The organism is Leptolyngbya sp. PCC 6406 (assembly GCF_000332095.2).
Lineage (GTDB): Bacteria > Cyanobacteriota > Cyanobacteriia > Phormidesmidales > Phormidesmidaceae > PCC-6406.
The window spans coordinates 2,551,969-2,566,774 of the sequence record NZ_KI913949.1 but is presented as its reverse complement, the minus strand read 5'-3'; the positions used below and the strand labels follow the sequence as shown (position 1 = coordinate 2,566,774).

Below are 14,806 nucleotides of genomic sequence, written 5' to 3'. Positions count from 1 at the left end.
GTGTTGGGGGGTGGGGGTGGCGAATACGGGGGTGATTACGGTTACGTCGGGGAGGTGGGTGCCGCCGTTGTAGGGGTTGTTGGAGACGTAGACATCTCCGGGTTGCAGATGGTCTTTGGTGGCGACTATGAGGCTGTGGACGCTGGCGCTCATGGAGCCTAGGTGGACGGGGATGTGGGGGGCGTTGGCGACGAGCTGGCCTTGGGCGTCGAAGAGGGCGCAGGAGAAGTCGAGGCGTTCTTTGATGTTGACGGAGTGGCTGGTGTTTTGGAGGGTGATGCCCATTTCATCGGCGATGGCCTGAAACAGGTTGTTGAAAATCTCCAGGAGTACCGGGTCTGGGGGCGTGATGGTCGGTGGGGCGGTTTCTGGGGGGGCAGACTGGCTTGCCGGGGCGATGACGCCTTGGGGCTGGTCTTTGACTATCGCGGTGTTCTCTCCAGCCGCTTGCTCCCCAGTTCCATTTCTCCCAGCTCCTTGAGGAATAGCGGCTTGTACTCCAGGGGTAGGTGGGAGGGAAATTGCTGCCTGTTGCAGAATCAGGTGATTGCGCTCTGTCAGGGTGGCGGTCCATCCCGGCTCGATCACGTTGGTTCCAGTTGCTTCAATGATCAGGGCTGGCCCTGTAATGGCGTCTCCAGGACACAGATCGGCCCGCTGGTAGACCGGGGCGGTGTGCCAAGTGCCTTGGCTATAGAGGTCTATGGTGGCGGCGGCGGTCAGGGGGGTGGATCTGCCGGGGGTGAGCCAGGGATCTTCTAGGGGCCGGGTTTGGCCGATTACTTCCACGGATACGGCTTCGACGATCAGGGGTTTATCGGCCTGGATGAAGCCGTAGCGTTGCTGGTGCTGGGTGTGGAAGTGCGATCGCATTTTCTCCACTGCCCCAAAGTCCACCAGCAGGGCTGAATCGGTCCCGGCATAGCGCAGATGGGCCTTGGCCACGACCTGAATCCGCTCTGCCTCAATACCCTGGGCCAATACGGTCTGTCGCCCTGTCATTTCCAAGGCCGTTATTTCTCTCTGGAGCTGGGGTAGGACCGCCGCCGTCAACTCCGTCTCCACCGCCTTTTCCGCCAGACTCCGCACATCCGCCAGCCCAATACCATAGGCCGACAGTACCCCGGCGTAGGGATGGAGAAAGATCGTCTTCATTCCCAGGGCTTCGGCAATTAAACAGGCGTGCTGTCCCCCTGCTCCACCAAAGCAGCAGAGGGTATAGGTGGTGATGTCGTAGCCCCGCTGAACGGAGATTTTTTTAATGGCATTGGCCATCTTGTCGATGGCAATGGCCAGGTACCCCGCCGCTACCTGTTCTGGAGAGCGCTGGTCTCCGGTTTCGGCGGCAATTCGGTCCGCCAGCGCCGCAAACTGGTGCTGTACCTCCCGCTGATCCAGGGGCAGGTTTCCCTCGGGGCCAAAGACCTGGGGAAAGAACGCCGGTGGCAATTTTCCCAGCATCACATTGCAGTCGGTCACCGTCAGCGGTCCCCCCTGGCGATAGCAGGCGGGACCGGGATGGGCACCCGCCGACTCTGGTCCCACCCGGTAGCGGGCTCCATCAAAGGCCAGAATTGACCCGCCCCCCGCCGCCACCGTATGGATGGCCAGCATCGGAGCCCGCAGCCGCACCCCCGCCACCTCGGTTTCAAAGGTGCGCTCGTACTCCCCGTTGAAGTGGGAAACATCAGTGGAAGTCCCCCCCATGTCAAAGCCGATGATCTGGTTGAATCCTGCCCGCTGGCTGGTTTTCACTGCCCCAACGATGCCCCCCGCAGGCCCGGAGAGGATGCTGTCTTTGCCCTGAAATAGGTGGGCATCGGTGAGCCCCCCGTCGGATTTCATGAATTCCAATTTGGGGCCAGGTCTGGCATCCCCCCCTGGCCCACTGGAATTGACGCCGGAATTGACGCCGGAATGACCGCCCTGTCCCAAGGCCGTCGCCACCTGATCCACATAGCGGCGCAGGATGGGGGACAGGTAGGCATCCAGTACCGTCGTATCCCCCCGGCTGACGAATTTCATCACCGGGCTGATTTCGTGGGAGACGGAGACCTGGGGAAAGCCCACCTGGCGGGCAATTGCCGCCAAGTGCTGTTCATGGGCGGGATAGCGATAGCCGTGGAGCAGGACAATGGCGCAGGCTCGAATGCCGTCGTCATAGGCGGTTTGCAGTGCTTGGGTGACCCGCGCCAATTCCGCCGCCTCTAGGGGAATGTGCTCCTCCCCCTCGGCGGTGTAGCGTTCCCGCACCTCTACCACCTGCTCGTAGAGCATTTCCGGCAGTACAATCTGGCGGGCAAAGATCTGGGGTCGATGCTGATAGCCAATGCGGAGGGCATCCCGAAAACCCTGGGTGGTGACGAGCAAAGTGCGATCGCCTTTTCGCTCCAGCAGGGCATTGGTGGCCACCGTCGTCCCCATTTTCACGACCTCTAGGTCTGCGGTGGGGATGGGCTCCTGGGAAGACAGGCCCAAAATATCGCGAATGCCCTGGATCACGGCATCGGGGTAGCGATCCGGCTGTTCCGACAGCAGCTTGTAGACGATGACCCACTGATGGTTGGGCAGGGGGGTTACGTGAAACCGGGGCAGGGAAGCCAGTCGCGCTACCCAATCTGCCCGATCGGTTACTGCTACTAGGTCGGTGAATGTGCCACCGCGATCGGCAAAGACCTTCAGCATGGTGATGCGCCCTACAAGACTCTGGTCGAGGCTGCTGCCCCTGGGAACCTGACCAGATTCTACCCTGTCCACCCCGTGCCCTAGGTCCATCCATAGACCTCAGGGACGTGTCAATACACGACTTGGAAGGTTATGTCTTGAAACAAGCTGAAAAGCTCGCTACGTCGTTGTCTCCATACAAACATCCAGTTCCCTGTTCGCGTTAGCGGCTCCCCTAGGGAGCAACGGAGTCGTTGGCTTTACCGCCCCAGAGGGAGCAAGCCCGATCAGGGCATCAACGTAAACCGAGACCATATAGGCTCCGAGGAATTCAGGAGTCAGGAGTCAGAATCCAGTACTCTCCTAGATTCTGGCTCCTAACTCCTGACTCCTAACTCCTAACTCCTCCCCACGAGATTTGTCCCGCTTTGAATTGATCCTCCCCGATCAGCAAGTACCTTATTTTTCTGCGAGTCCCTAATGGGCATCTAGGGACTGAAGGGCCGGCAATAGGACGACAAAGCGGTATCCCGTCTCGGCATTGCCCTGAAGCGTGAGGGTTCCCCCCTGGCGCTCTGCTAAGTGGCGACTCAGGATTAGGGCGAGTAATTCCCGCGATCGCACCATCACCACCGACCCATCGGCATCGTCACTGGTTGCGGTCAGGGAAGGGGTGGCAATGTCCAAGGAACCCGCCTGTTCACCTCCCGACAGATAGGGCTGAAACGAGGCCGCCATGCTGGGCAACCCTTCCCCCAGCCAGGGATGGGAGAGCCAAATCGCCAGACTCAGAGCCGCATCGCGACGGGAGGCATGAATGCGAATAGTACCGCCCTCTCCCGTTAGGTGCAGGACACAGAAGAGTAGGTGATACATCAACTGCTTGAGGTTGGCGCTGTCCAGACTCCAAAGGCGAGATCCGGGTTCCACAGTCAAGTGGATTTCCTGGTTTTGCTCTTGGGCCAAGGAGGCCAGGGTATTGCTCACCTGCTGCCCCACCATCTCCACATCCACCGTCACAGGCACCAGGGGCGCTTGACCATGGTTGAGGCTACCCAGGGCCAGAATTTCGTCTACGGTTTCTAGTAGGCGCTGACTACTGCTGCGGACAATCTCCGCATATTCATGCTGCTTAGGGGTCAGGGGGCCGTAGATCTCTCGGCTGAGCATCCCTGCCATGCCGGTGATAGAGGTGAGAGGGGTCCGTAATTCCTGGGTCAGTTGACCGATCAGGTGCAGGCGAATTTTGTCTACCAGGGGGGCGGTGATGGATCCTAAAGTTTTCGCGTCCTGCTGGAGATGGGACGCGATAGTCTCTGATTGGCTTTGGGCCATCGTCCGTTGTAGGAGAACATGCCGCTCGTATTCACTCATAGCCCAGCGAGCAATCATCTCCATGAAGGCGATGGCCTGTTCTGTAAAGACGTGGGGCTGGGTGTCTAAGGCCATTAACACGCCAATAGACTGGCCGGTGGAGGTGTGGAGGGGCACCCCCAGATAACCCCGCACCCCATAGGCTTTAACCAGTTCGGAGGTGTAGTAAAGACTCTCCTCCGAAGCATCCTCTAGCGCCAGATACTGGGGCTGATGGTAGGTTGTACTTATTAAATCATCGGTCAGAGATAGCCGCCGCGTCCGCGCTAACTGGTTCATGAAGCCCAAGTAGGACAACCCCACTGCCGCCTTAAGTACCAGGTCCGTGTCCTCCACTAGGCCAATCGTGCAGATGGGCATTCCCAAAAACCGCGCTGCCGTCTGGGTGGCTTCTTCAAACACCGGGAGTGTTTCAATCGCGATCGCAGTTGGGTCACTGAGGGGCATGGCGTCATTTATCACCGATACAGTTGTAGGGGGTCTGCCAGGGTTCGGCAACGATGATACAGATGCCGGACCCTGAAATTCCCCATTTACAGAAGTCATTGCATTCTGCTTCATGGCAGCCAAGGGGGAAGTCAACTCTGATTTGTACAGTCTTAGAGTGCCCCCATAGTCTCGTTAACTAAACGAATATCAGGCATTTTCAAGAACTATTTGCTATAGATACCGAGCCACTACTCGGTTTTCACGGAGATGGGTCTCACCCCCAGGTGCAGGTATCAAGTTATGAGTAAATTCCGTATTTTTACGAGAATTGCACAGAGACACAGAGACACGTTTGCACTTTTTCTCCCTAGCAAAATTTATTGCTGCCAGAATTGGGCGTCATCTGTCAACATTACCCTTGTGAGTCTGCGTAGGTTGGTTAAAACGAAGGGTCACCCAACAGCGGTGGGCCATGTTGGGTTCCGCTAGCGCTGCACCCAACCTACAAAATCAGGTTTGACAGACCCCTAGCCTGCGGCCAAAAGCAATCAGTTCAGCCCAGGTGTACTAATGCACCTGGGCTGAAATAGACCAACTATTCTGTCGCACCGCCCAACCCTGTCCGGTCCCTCTCCCCCTGGGAGAGGGCTAGGGAGAGGGACCGAAGTGTACCACGATAGAACAGCAAGGATATTTACGCCGCCCAGCACTAGGCTGACGATGCTGTTGGGCTGAAATAGACCAACTATTCTGTCGCACCGCCCAACCTTTTCCGATCCCCTCTCCCCCTGGGAGAGGGCTAGGGAGAGGGGCCGAAATGTACCACGATAGAACCATCCGTATCCATATAGCAACCCCACTTGATTTCTGATTAGGGTTGCCAAACCTGCACATCCGAGGCTTGAACTGCAACTAGAAAAAGGTTGTTCGGGCTGAAGCTAATCCGTTGGGCATTGGGGATAATAGATAGTCTGTTCCCGGTCGCCACTTCCCGTAAATCGATGCCAAAACCAGAAGGGATTAGGGAGCTAGCTAGTTTTTCAAGGGGGACAGCAAAGGTATCGCCGCTGGCGCTGAGTGTAATTGAATTGGGAGTAGCGATCGCATCCAAACTACTCACCCAGCTACCGTCAACAGCAATATCGCTATTGCCCGAAGCTACACTGATCGAGCGATCGCTCCGATAGGTTTGCAAGTTCCAAAAGAGCACAGACTGAGTGCTGTCTCGGCTGATCAGCAGTTGTCCAGCATGGTCTACCGTCAGCGCTTGTATGGGCTGCTGATGCTGACGTAAGGTAATGACTCTAGTGCCATTGTTTCTATTCCAAAGCTTAATGCTGTTGTCGGTATCCAACGTGGCCAGGTTAGTACTGTTCGGAACAAATGCCATCGCCAAAGGAAGGGCCGAACTCAACGATTGGGCCTGTTGGGGTGAGAGCTGCACAGCAACTTTGACAAGCCTGCCCTCCAAAATATCCCAAAGCTGAATACTGCGCTCCGTGGCGACGGCCAAGTGCCTGCTGTCAGGGCTGATTTGCAGCGCCTGCACAGGTGTCGCTGCGGCTTCCCCTGCGGTCAAGCGCAGAGTTTGCAAAAGCCTGCCGCTGTTAAGCTCCCACACTTTGACGGTGAGATCGCTGCTCCCTGTAATTAGAAACTGTCTGTCGGCGCTGATGGCGATCGCCTTAATTTCAGTCTCATGGGCATTCCATCGGCGTAGAGAGTCCCCAGTGGTTGTATTCCAAACCTGGATATCACCATCCGTCAGTCCGGCGACAATCTGCTGATTGTTGGGGCTAAAAGCAATGACCCGCGCTTGAGGCTGGCCGCGATTTGCGGGTATCAACGTAATTCGGCGGGTGCCGCGCCCCAAGTTCCACAGGGCGAGAATGCTGCGATCAGGCTGCGCGCCGTCAGCTTGATCGCCGTCAGCCTGTGTGCTGAGGAGGGCGAGCACTTCACTGTTAGGGCTAATCGCCTGGGCAATCGGGCGAATGTTGTTGCTACCAGCAGGATAGAGAGAATTTAGGGAAATGCGGTAGAGGCGTTGGGGCGATTGCCAGGTAGGCGCTGCCGCTATTGATGTTTCAGCTCCGAATTGGGTGGTGAAAAGTGGGGCTGCGATCGCGCCAGAGCCAAGCCCAAGAGGGCTACTCACAATTCCTAATATCAACCAACGAAGAAGAGACAAAAGCGGTACGGGTCGAGAGTTCATGACAAAAGCAGCATGGGATTAAAACTAGGCACTGATTCGACAGATGCCGGGAGTAGAACGAACAAAGCGTTCGGCGCTGAGATAATGAACAATTTGCAGCACGCTCTTTTTTCACACACGAATAGCCACCTTCCCCACCACCTGCCGTTGCTCAAGTTGGCGAAGGGCCACAGGGACTTCCTCCAGGCTGTAGAGGCGGTCAATTAGCGGCATGATTTTGCCTGCCTCGATCAACGCCCTCAGCGTGACTAAGTCTGCCGAATTGGGCTTCACTATTAAGGCTTTCACCGTGCGATTGCTCATTTTTGAAATTAAAGATCCTAAGATCATGACCTGGAACAACCGTGAGATCGAGCCCCCCACCAAAACATAGCTGCCTCCAGGTTTCAACGCTGGCAAGTAGTCGAACACTGACCGATAGGCCGCTACATCAACAATTAAGTCGTATATCTTTTTCTGAGTCAGATCTACCTGTGAGTAATCCATCACCCAATCTGCACCGAGACCCCCTATCCGATCCTTTTTTTCAATGCTGCATACAGCCGTAACTTCAGCGCCAAAAGCCTTGGCAAGTTGTACCCCATAGGATCCAACCCCTCCCGAAGCACCGTTGATGAGCACCTGCTGACCAGGCTGGACTTTACCGATATCCCGTAGGGCTTGTAGGGCCGTCATTGCCGCACCAGGAACAGCAGCGGCCTCTGCAAAAGTAAGATTATCCGGCTTTAGTGCTAGAGCTGATTCTGGTGCACCAGCATATTCAGCAAACGCGCCAAACCCACATTCCGACAGATCGCCAAACACTTCATCCCCTACCTGGAAGCCCGTAACATTGTTGCCGACGGCTTCCACAGTACCCGCTATATCAAACCCGATGATCTTAATTTTCGGCTGCAAAAGCCCCCCTAGCATCAGACGAACGAGAAGCGGACGGCCCCTCATCAAATGCCAGTCACCTGCATTGACAGATGCCCCATGAACCCGCACCAGCACAGTATCCGCTTGAACCAAGGGGCGATCGACCTCCGTCAGCTTTAGCACCTCTGGTGAACCATATTCGGTCTGGGCGATCGCCTTCATTGAATAATTTTTCCATGCAAACTTACAGCGTAAGCATAACATAAACTTACAGTGTATGTAATAATTGGACTATGAGCAACAAAACTTCGTGATTGGGCTTGGTTTTTGGGATGTTCCGATGTGACGACAAACAGTAGGGATGGCTAAGAACACCAGCTCCAGAAAGTCAGAACGTCTGCCCTTGAGTAGGGAACGAATATTGTGGGCTGCGCTTCGTTTAGCTGATGAAGGTGGCCTGGAAGCACTCTCTATGCGAAAGCTGGCTCAGGCGCTAGAGGTTAAGGCCATGTCGTTGTACAACCACGTTGCCAATAGAGACGATCTGATCGATGGCATTGTCGATAGCGTGGTGAGTGAAATAGAGGTGCCCAAACCCGGCGCTGATTGGAAGATCGCTATGCGTCGGCGGGCAATTTCTGCCCATGAGGTGCTGTTGCTGCATCCCTGGGCTACGATGCCGCTCGTGTCTCGGGTGAATGTGGGGCCAGCGATGCTGCGCTATGTGGATTCGACACTGGGTTGCCTGAAAGAGGCGGGCTTTTCATTTGAAATGGCGGATCATGCGTGGAATGCCATTGATAGTCATGTCTATGGGTTTACGCTTCAGGAGTTGAATTTTCCCATTGAGGCATCGGCCTATGGGGATATAGCCGCTGCCTACCTGCCGCAAATCCCTGCTGAGCAATATCCCTATATGAACCAGCTCACGCACCAAGTCATACAAGGGGATTATGATGGTCTTCACGACTTTGAGTTTGGGCTTGACCTCATTCTCAATGGACTAGAGAGACTCCTGAAATAATCTTCAGCCCTCACCCCCAAGCCCTCGGGGGTGGGTTCAGCCTTTCTTGAATGCCGTTAGGCTATGCGCGATCGCAATTAGTCGCTACCACCGAGAAAGGGTTGCGCCGTCGCCGCCAGACCCAGAACCTCATCCAGAAGAACAATGTAATCCAGGTAGGCATTCGTATCTGGAAGACGGCTAGTGAGCGATCGCGCCCGGACAAGGAGGTTCGAGCGCGGCTTGAGCCAGTGGGTCTCGATAGGGGAGCCCGCCAAAATGCTGGAAACGACACCAGCAACATGGCTGTCGTAGCCAATGATGTCGCCGCGTAGATCCTCTGCCTCCAGATCATCCGGTATCCGTGGAGGGATTCGGGTCGCAGTCAGGGTTTTCCAGCGCTCCCGGAGATGTCTAATCGCTTCATCACTCGTCATCTTTACGCCTGCCAGAAGCTGAGAGTTTCTCGACCCGGATCGGTGTAGATACCACCAGGTGGACCACCACCTCGTTGAGTGATCTTCCACCCACCTTCAGCGCTTGCATAACCCTGAGCCCATCGCGCAATCGGCCCCCGGCTGGCCGCGCTGTACTGCGCCACAGTTTGGGCATCTGCCCCACCGCCGCCGCCTTCGTCAATAACGTGCTTGGCATAGTGGTAAAGCAAGGATTCAATTGCATCAGGAAAAGTGCCCTGATTCCAGACACCGTGGCTTAGACAAGCATCCACTGTCCGTGTCATGTTCGTTTGATGTTTGCCTTTGTATTTCTTAACCTGCTTCTGCAACTCAGAGGCATTCGGCATCTTGTTAATATTGGTCAGGAGTATGACACCTGCCTGTTGCCAGGTCTCATTGCCCTTATCCTTTGCTTGGGGGAGCAGTTCTTCAATCTGCTTCCATGTTGTTCCTGTATCGAGCAGATCATCGAGCGTTGTGTAAGTAAGCTTCTTCGTGACGAGGTGATCGTATAGTTCGATTGCCGGAATCTTTTTATTCTCGATCCATTCCAAGATCTTCGTACCATTGACAGCGCCATCCAGCGCCATAATCTCAACAATACGGGATGGTTTTGGCTGACTGGAATTTATCTTTTGAAGGAGCCTCTTAGCCTGGGCAAAGTCGTCGCACTTGAGTAGGATCTCTGTAATTGCTTCCTTCGCCTTCTTATCCTTAAGCTCTTCCTTCGCTTTCTCTAACAGCTCAAGTCGGCTATTGGCTTCCGTCGTAGTGGCGCTGCCCGCAGCGGCAATCTGGGATTCCAGTGCCCAGCGAATATCGTCGAGTGTGCGGGTATCGATCCAATCAACAAGGTCACCTATCGTCGTTGTGCCCCCTTGGACAGCCCATTCGAGCACGTAGACAGCATGGGCTAATCTTGCGTCGTTTTTCGTCAGAAACTGTTCAACTTGCGGCCAGGCACTCGGGGCCGCCACTGCCGCGCTGATAACTTTGCTCTGATTCTCGGCACTCAGCTTAACGTTGAGGAGCCATTGGGAGACAGATTTAGCGAGGGCCAAATCGAGGGTTGCGGCCAATCCCTGAGCAAGGATGAGCGCCAGTTTCCGGATGTTATCAGGGTTCTTGCTTTGATCAAGTGCCCAGAGGGCCGTGGCAGGAGCGGCTTCTGGCGCAAGACCTGCGATCGCAAAGATATCGAGCAGGGCTTCGGCCAGAGGGATATTCCCGTCAGTGAGTTGCAGCGCTGACTTCGCAGCCTCCGGCTTGGCACCAGCCTTGGCAGCGGCATTGAGGAAACTTTCCATCTTGCCTGCTTCGGCCTCTGTCCAACCCGGCACGAGAAGAGCGGCTTGCTCCATCTCTTTAGCCCAGGTTTCCTCTGCTGTTTCAGTGACCTTTTTGATTTTGTTGAGCTTGGCTTGCTGGGACTGATTGGGCTTGCCCTTCCTGATATTGGGTTTCTCGGGAGCGTTGGTCTTAATGTACTCCTGTTTGCGGGCCTCAGCGAGCTTGCCTTCATCTTCAAGCTGGTTCTGGGCTATCTCTGCGGCACGCTTACCCACCCAGGCACGCAGATCTGGGTCAAAGTTATAGGTTGACCAGAGGTTCATGACGACTGTGGCCAGAGACACATCACCACTCACCTTCGCCAGTTCAATGCGGGCAAGATTCTCTGCTGCTGCCCCCTGGGCTTTCCAAATTTCAAGGTAGCTGAGCGCCGCCTCGGCTTTCTCGACATCGTTGCCAACCGCCCCCATCGCCCATTTCACGTCATCGAGCATTGCACCACTTAAGAACAAGCCCATCAGTTGCCGCTGTTGCTGAGCAGCATTGGGAAATACAGTATTGATGTACTGTGCTTGTTCCCCCGTGCCACCAGAATCAAGAAAACCCACCATTTCCGTTGCAATCATGGCGTCTTTGATGCCTGTCGGGAAGGCTCCGAGAAAGACGCCTATTCGGACCTCTCCCCATTGCTTGATCAGCGGTGCAATAGCCGCAGCCAGTAAATAATTGTCGTTTGTGAGAGCCAGGGCTTGGCTCATGGCCGGGTCGGAGATATCGGTGCCGTCCCGCTGAACAATGCGCTGGAACTGTGGCACTGAAAACCCAACAGTTGGGGCATTGAGCTGTAGTCCCGTAATCTCGGGTTTAGCCTGACGTTCCATGCCCTTTTCGTCCTGCCGCTGCACCGCCTTGCCCTGCGGTGATTGGGCGGTGGTAGGAGTATGGATCTGCTCGACGACTTGGGATGCTACTCGATCCGCCTCTTGCTCATAGTGATCCTGGGGTTGCCCGATAGTCAATTGAGGCTGAAGGGGTGCTGTTGCCTCGGTTACCTGGGTTGACTGAGGGTTACGAGCGAGGATTTCTAGCAAGTTTGGCTGTGCTTTAGCCTGCTCCATGCGCTCTGTCCAGAAGCTGTCCATCTTGGCTTGTAGGACTCCCAGCCTTTCTTGCTCGATAGGCGTGATGGTGCCATAGGTTGCCTTTAGCTGTAGTCCTGTGGCTTCAAAATTGTCTTGGTTAAAACCTTGATTTTCAAGTTCTTTCTGGCTGGGGAAATGTTGGGGTTCTTGGACAGAAAAGGGTTGAGGTGAAACCTGAGATGTCGTTGATGGCGACTGGGAGCGCTGGGAGCTAAGCCGACGAATGCGTTGGAAAGGCATATTGACACCTTGTCAGTCTTATGATTTTCAATTCCCGCAGCGTCCAGTGTCCACCTGGTACACCATTAATTCGCAGATTCTTTAGGGCGTGTGGACAATTAACGGGGAAACCCTTGCCAGGTAGGCGTGATCACGTTTGCCCTATGGAATCAATTTTGCCCTACGGAATCAATTTTGTGCCCCTGCCAGCGGCGTGAAGACCAGGTATGGGCCTTAGGCAAGCCTTATGATTTACAACTGGTGTCGCCCCCATGACAGTCTGGGGAAGAAAACCACCCCAGCTCTAGCGAAGCCATGCCCGGAGGGCTCTTGGCCATGGGATCCTGCAAGCGGCCCATTTCAACCTATGAAATCCTCACCACCAGAGGGTTCCACACCATCACCTCTTAGGCGACCAGTGCCGTCCAGCCATTGGCTCAATTGCTCAAAGCCCTCGGGTCGGAGTCCTCCCCTGACGGTCTGCTGCCAAAATAACCCTGGAGCGCAGGCCGCTTACCATACAAAGTTGGGTGCAGCGCTAGCGGAACCCAACCTACGCAAACTCACAATTTGAAAACTGACAAAGCACTAGTACAGTAGGGCGTAAATCGGCCCGCTATTGTCGCGTCAGCCCAACATTTTCTGGTCCCCTCTCCCAATGGGAGAGGGCTAGGGTGAGGGGCCGAGGTGTACCACGATAGAACGGTTAGGATATTGACGCCGCAGAGTACTAGGCTATGGCTCGAAGTTGTCATTCGTCATTAGGATGAGGGCCGGACCTATCTTGTTAGATTGGTATGCAGTAGAGGCGGCGATTCCCATGGGGCAAATTACCCTCAATCTGGTGGCGATTACGATCTTTCTGGTGACCATGACTGCCCTGTTGGGACCATTAGTCCAGATGTCTCCGGTGGTACCCGCGATGGCCCCTTTGGGCTGGTCTCTGACCATCGCAATTACCGTCATCCTTGGCATTGCCACCCTGGATCAGATTATGGGGCAGGGCACCCTGGGCAATTTGATCATAGGTAGCCTGTCCCGGTTTTCTCCCCAGCAGCGTCAGCGCATCGCCCACCACGAAGCGGCCCATTTCCTCGTGGCTCACCTCTTGGATATTCCCATCCAGGACTACAGCCTCAATGCCTGGGAAGCTTGGCGTAAGGGCTTGCCGGGACAAGGGGGGGTGCGGTTTGACACCACAGACCTGGAAGCTCCCCTAGCCCAGGGAAAAATTTCCGCCCAGATGGTGAACCGCTATGCCACGGTCTGGATGGCAGGGATAGCGGCGGAACAGTGGATCTATGGAGAGGCTCTAGGTGGCCAGGATGATCAGCAAAAATTTGCTATTCTCTGGCAGCAGTTGGGCCGCAGCTCCCAGGAGCGCCAAACCCAGCAACGGTGGGCGGCTCTCCAAGCCCGCACAATGCTGGAGCACCATCAAGACGCCTATCGTGCCTTAGTGGCGGCCATGACCGCAGGGGAATCGGTGGCGGACTGCCAAGCCCTCCTCGTCCCTGGCCTCGCCCCAACCCCAACGGTGTAGACCCATGAACGCTGTCGATCTGGCCTTTACTCCCGCCCTAGAGCAGGCCCGCTTGGTGCGAACGGGGGAGGTTTCCCCCCTGGATCTGGTGACCCTGTACCTAGAGCGTATCGACCGTCTGAATCCCCAATTGGGCTGCTACTTTACCGTGATGGCGGAGCAGGCCCTAGCCGATGCCCAGGCCAAAACCGAATACTTGGCCACCCATCCCGAGACCCTGCCCCCCTTTTTTGGCGTCCCCCTTTCCGTCAAGGATCTGAATCCTGTCGCGGGCGTTCCCTGTTCCTATGGCGTTCGCGCTGCCCGCGATCGCATTGCTGAGAAAGACGATGGCATTATCCCCAAGTTGCGGGGGGCGGGGTTTATCCTCCTGGGTAAAACGGCTACTTCACAACTGGGCTCCCTGCCCTACACCGAACCCCCCGGCTTTCCGCCCGCCCGCAATCCCTGGAATTTAGACTTCACACCAGGGGGCTCTAGTGGCGGGGCGGCAGCGGCCCTAGCCGCCGGACTCTGCGCCATTTCTCAAGGCTCCGATGGTGGTGGCTCCCTGCGGGGTCCGGCCTTTTGCTGCGGGCTGGTGGGGTTGAAACCCTCCCGAGGGCGCATCAGCTTTGCCCCCGTGGGGGAACGGATGCATGGTCTCGCCACCAACGGTCCTCTAGGGCGCACCGTGGCGGATACAGCAGCCCTTCTAGATACGATGGCGGGCTATACCACCGGGGATCCCTACTGGCTACCGAACCCAGAACCCTCCTTTCTCGCCCTCAGTCGCCAGCCTGTGTCTCCATTGCGGGTGGCTCTGCTGACGGCATTGCCCCCCCTGGGCACGGCCCACCCCACCTGCCAACAGGCGGTGCTAGATACCGCCCACCACCTCGAAGCCCTCGGCCATCAGGTGGAATCCGTGGACCCGCCGGACCTGAGTTCTTTGATTGAACCCTTTACCATTGCATGGCAATGCGTGGTGGCAGAGGCGAATGTGCCCTGGATTGTGCTGGAAAGAATGAACCGCTGGCTGTTGTGGCGGGGCTGGAGAACGGGTAGTGGAGCCTATCTCCGAGCGGCTTCTCAACTCCAGCGGGTAGCTCGTCGGATTGTGGAGCACTTTCACGACTATGACTTGGTGCTGCTGCCCACCTATTTACATCCCACTATTGCCCTAGGGGAATGGCGCACCCTGGGCAGTGCCCAAACCCTGAAAAACATCATTGGCTGGATTGCCCCCTGCCCCCCCTTCAATGCCAGCGGTCAACCTGCGATCGCGATTCCCACCGGATTCGACGACCGTAATCTACCCATAGGGGTGCAGTTGGTGGGGCGTCCCGGCGCTGACGCTACGGTGCTGGCGGTGGCCGCCCAACTTGAGCAGGTCCAACCCTGGGCACACTGGCGACCCCAGATAGCAGCGCACTAATGTAGTGGGATAACCGTCCCGCTGTTTAGGGTCAGGCAAGATACCTGACCCACAAGAATTGCCTGTTAAAGGATCCGGGTTCCTAACGGATTGAACATATAGCGGTTCCCTAAGGGATGAGGTACAGCTCAACTTGATGGCAATTCGGGGAACAAGGGGCTTAAGCCCCTTGCCTGTACTTAACCCGAGTGAGA

General features: G+C 56.0%; 9 protein-coding genes. 3 read left to right on the top strand and 6 right to left on the bottom strand.

Annotation, left to right across the window (positions count from 1 at the left end; all coding sequences use genetic code 11):
* The 4 genes from LEP6406_RS27645 to LEP6406_RS0211340 form a co-directional block, all read right to left on the bottom strand.
* On the bottom strand, positions 1-2,757 hold a 2,757-nt coding region (locus LEP6406_RS27645; protein WP_317133832.1), incomplete at its 3' end, for a hydantoinase/oxoprolinase family protein.
* Between the two features lie 384 nt (positions 2,758-3,141).
* Positions 3,142-4,485 (bottom strand): GAF domain-containing sensor histidine kinase, encoded by a 1,344-nt coding sequence (locus tag LEP6406_RS27640; protein WP_008310832.1) that lies wholly within the window; start codon positions 4,483-4,485, stop codon positions 3,142-3,144.
* 853 nt (positions 4,486-5,338) lie between these two features.
* Entirely contained in the window at positions 5,339-6,625 is a 1,287-nt protein-coding gene (locus tag LEP6406_RS0211345) for a WD40 repeat domain-containing protein (RefSeq protein ID WP_225886510.1), read from the bottom strand.
* A 168-nt stretch (positions 6,626-6,793) separates the two neighbouring features.
* Positions 6,794-7,723, bottom strand: a complete 930-nt coding sequence (locus LEP6406_RS0211340) for an NAD(P)-dependent alcohol dehydrogenase (RefSeq protein ID WP_263971165.1) — start codon at positions 7,721-7,723, stop codon at positions 6,794-6,796.
* A gap of 178 nt (positions 7,724-7,901) precedes the next feature.
* Here LEP6406_RS0211340 and LEP6406_RS0211335 point away from each other — a divergent pair, with 178 nt between their 5' ends.
* Positions 7,902-8,564 carry a TetR/AcrR family transcriptional regulator gene (locus tag LEP6406_RS0211335; protein ID WP_027269059.1) on the top strand — a complete coding sequence of 221 codons (663 nt, stop codon included), beginning with the start codon at positions 7,902-7,904 and terminating at the stop codon, positions 8,562-8,564.
* A 77-nt stretch (positions 8,565-8,641) separates the two neighbouring features.
* Here LEP6406_RS0211335 and LEP6406_RS0211330 read toward each other — a convergent pair whose 3' ends face one another.
* Entirely contained in the window at positions 8,642-8,980 is a 339-nt protein-coding gene (locus LEP6406_RS0211330) for a hypothetical protein (RefSeq protein ID WP_008310825.1), read from the bottom strand.
* A gap of 2 nt (positions 8,981-8,982) precedes the next feature.
* A complete protein-coding gene (locus LEP6406_RS0211325) occupies positions 8,983-11,673 on the bottom strand; it encodes a hypothetical protein (protein ID WP_008310823.1) in 2,691 nt (896 codons plus the stop codon).
* 763 nt (positions 11,674-12,436) lie between these two features.
* Here LEP6406_RS0211325 and LEP6406_RS0211315 point away from each other — a divergent pair.
* Positions 12,437-13,195: an ATP-dependent Zn protease gene (locus tag LEP6406_RS0211315; RefSeq protein ID WP_263971164.1), complete on the top strand. Its 759-nt coding sequence runs from the start codon at positions 12,437-12,439 to the stop codon at positions 13,193-13,195.
* Positions 13,196-13,199: 4 nt separating this feature from the next.
* Positions 13,200-14,612: an amidase gene (locus LEP6406_RS0211310; RefSeq protein ID WP_008310819.1), complete on the top strand. Its 1,413-nt coding sequence runs from the start codon at positions 13,200-13,202 to the stop codon at positions 14,610-14,612.
* Positions 14,613-14,806 lie beyond the last annotated feature (194 nt).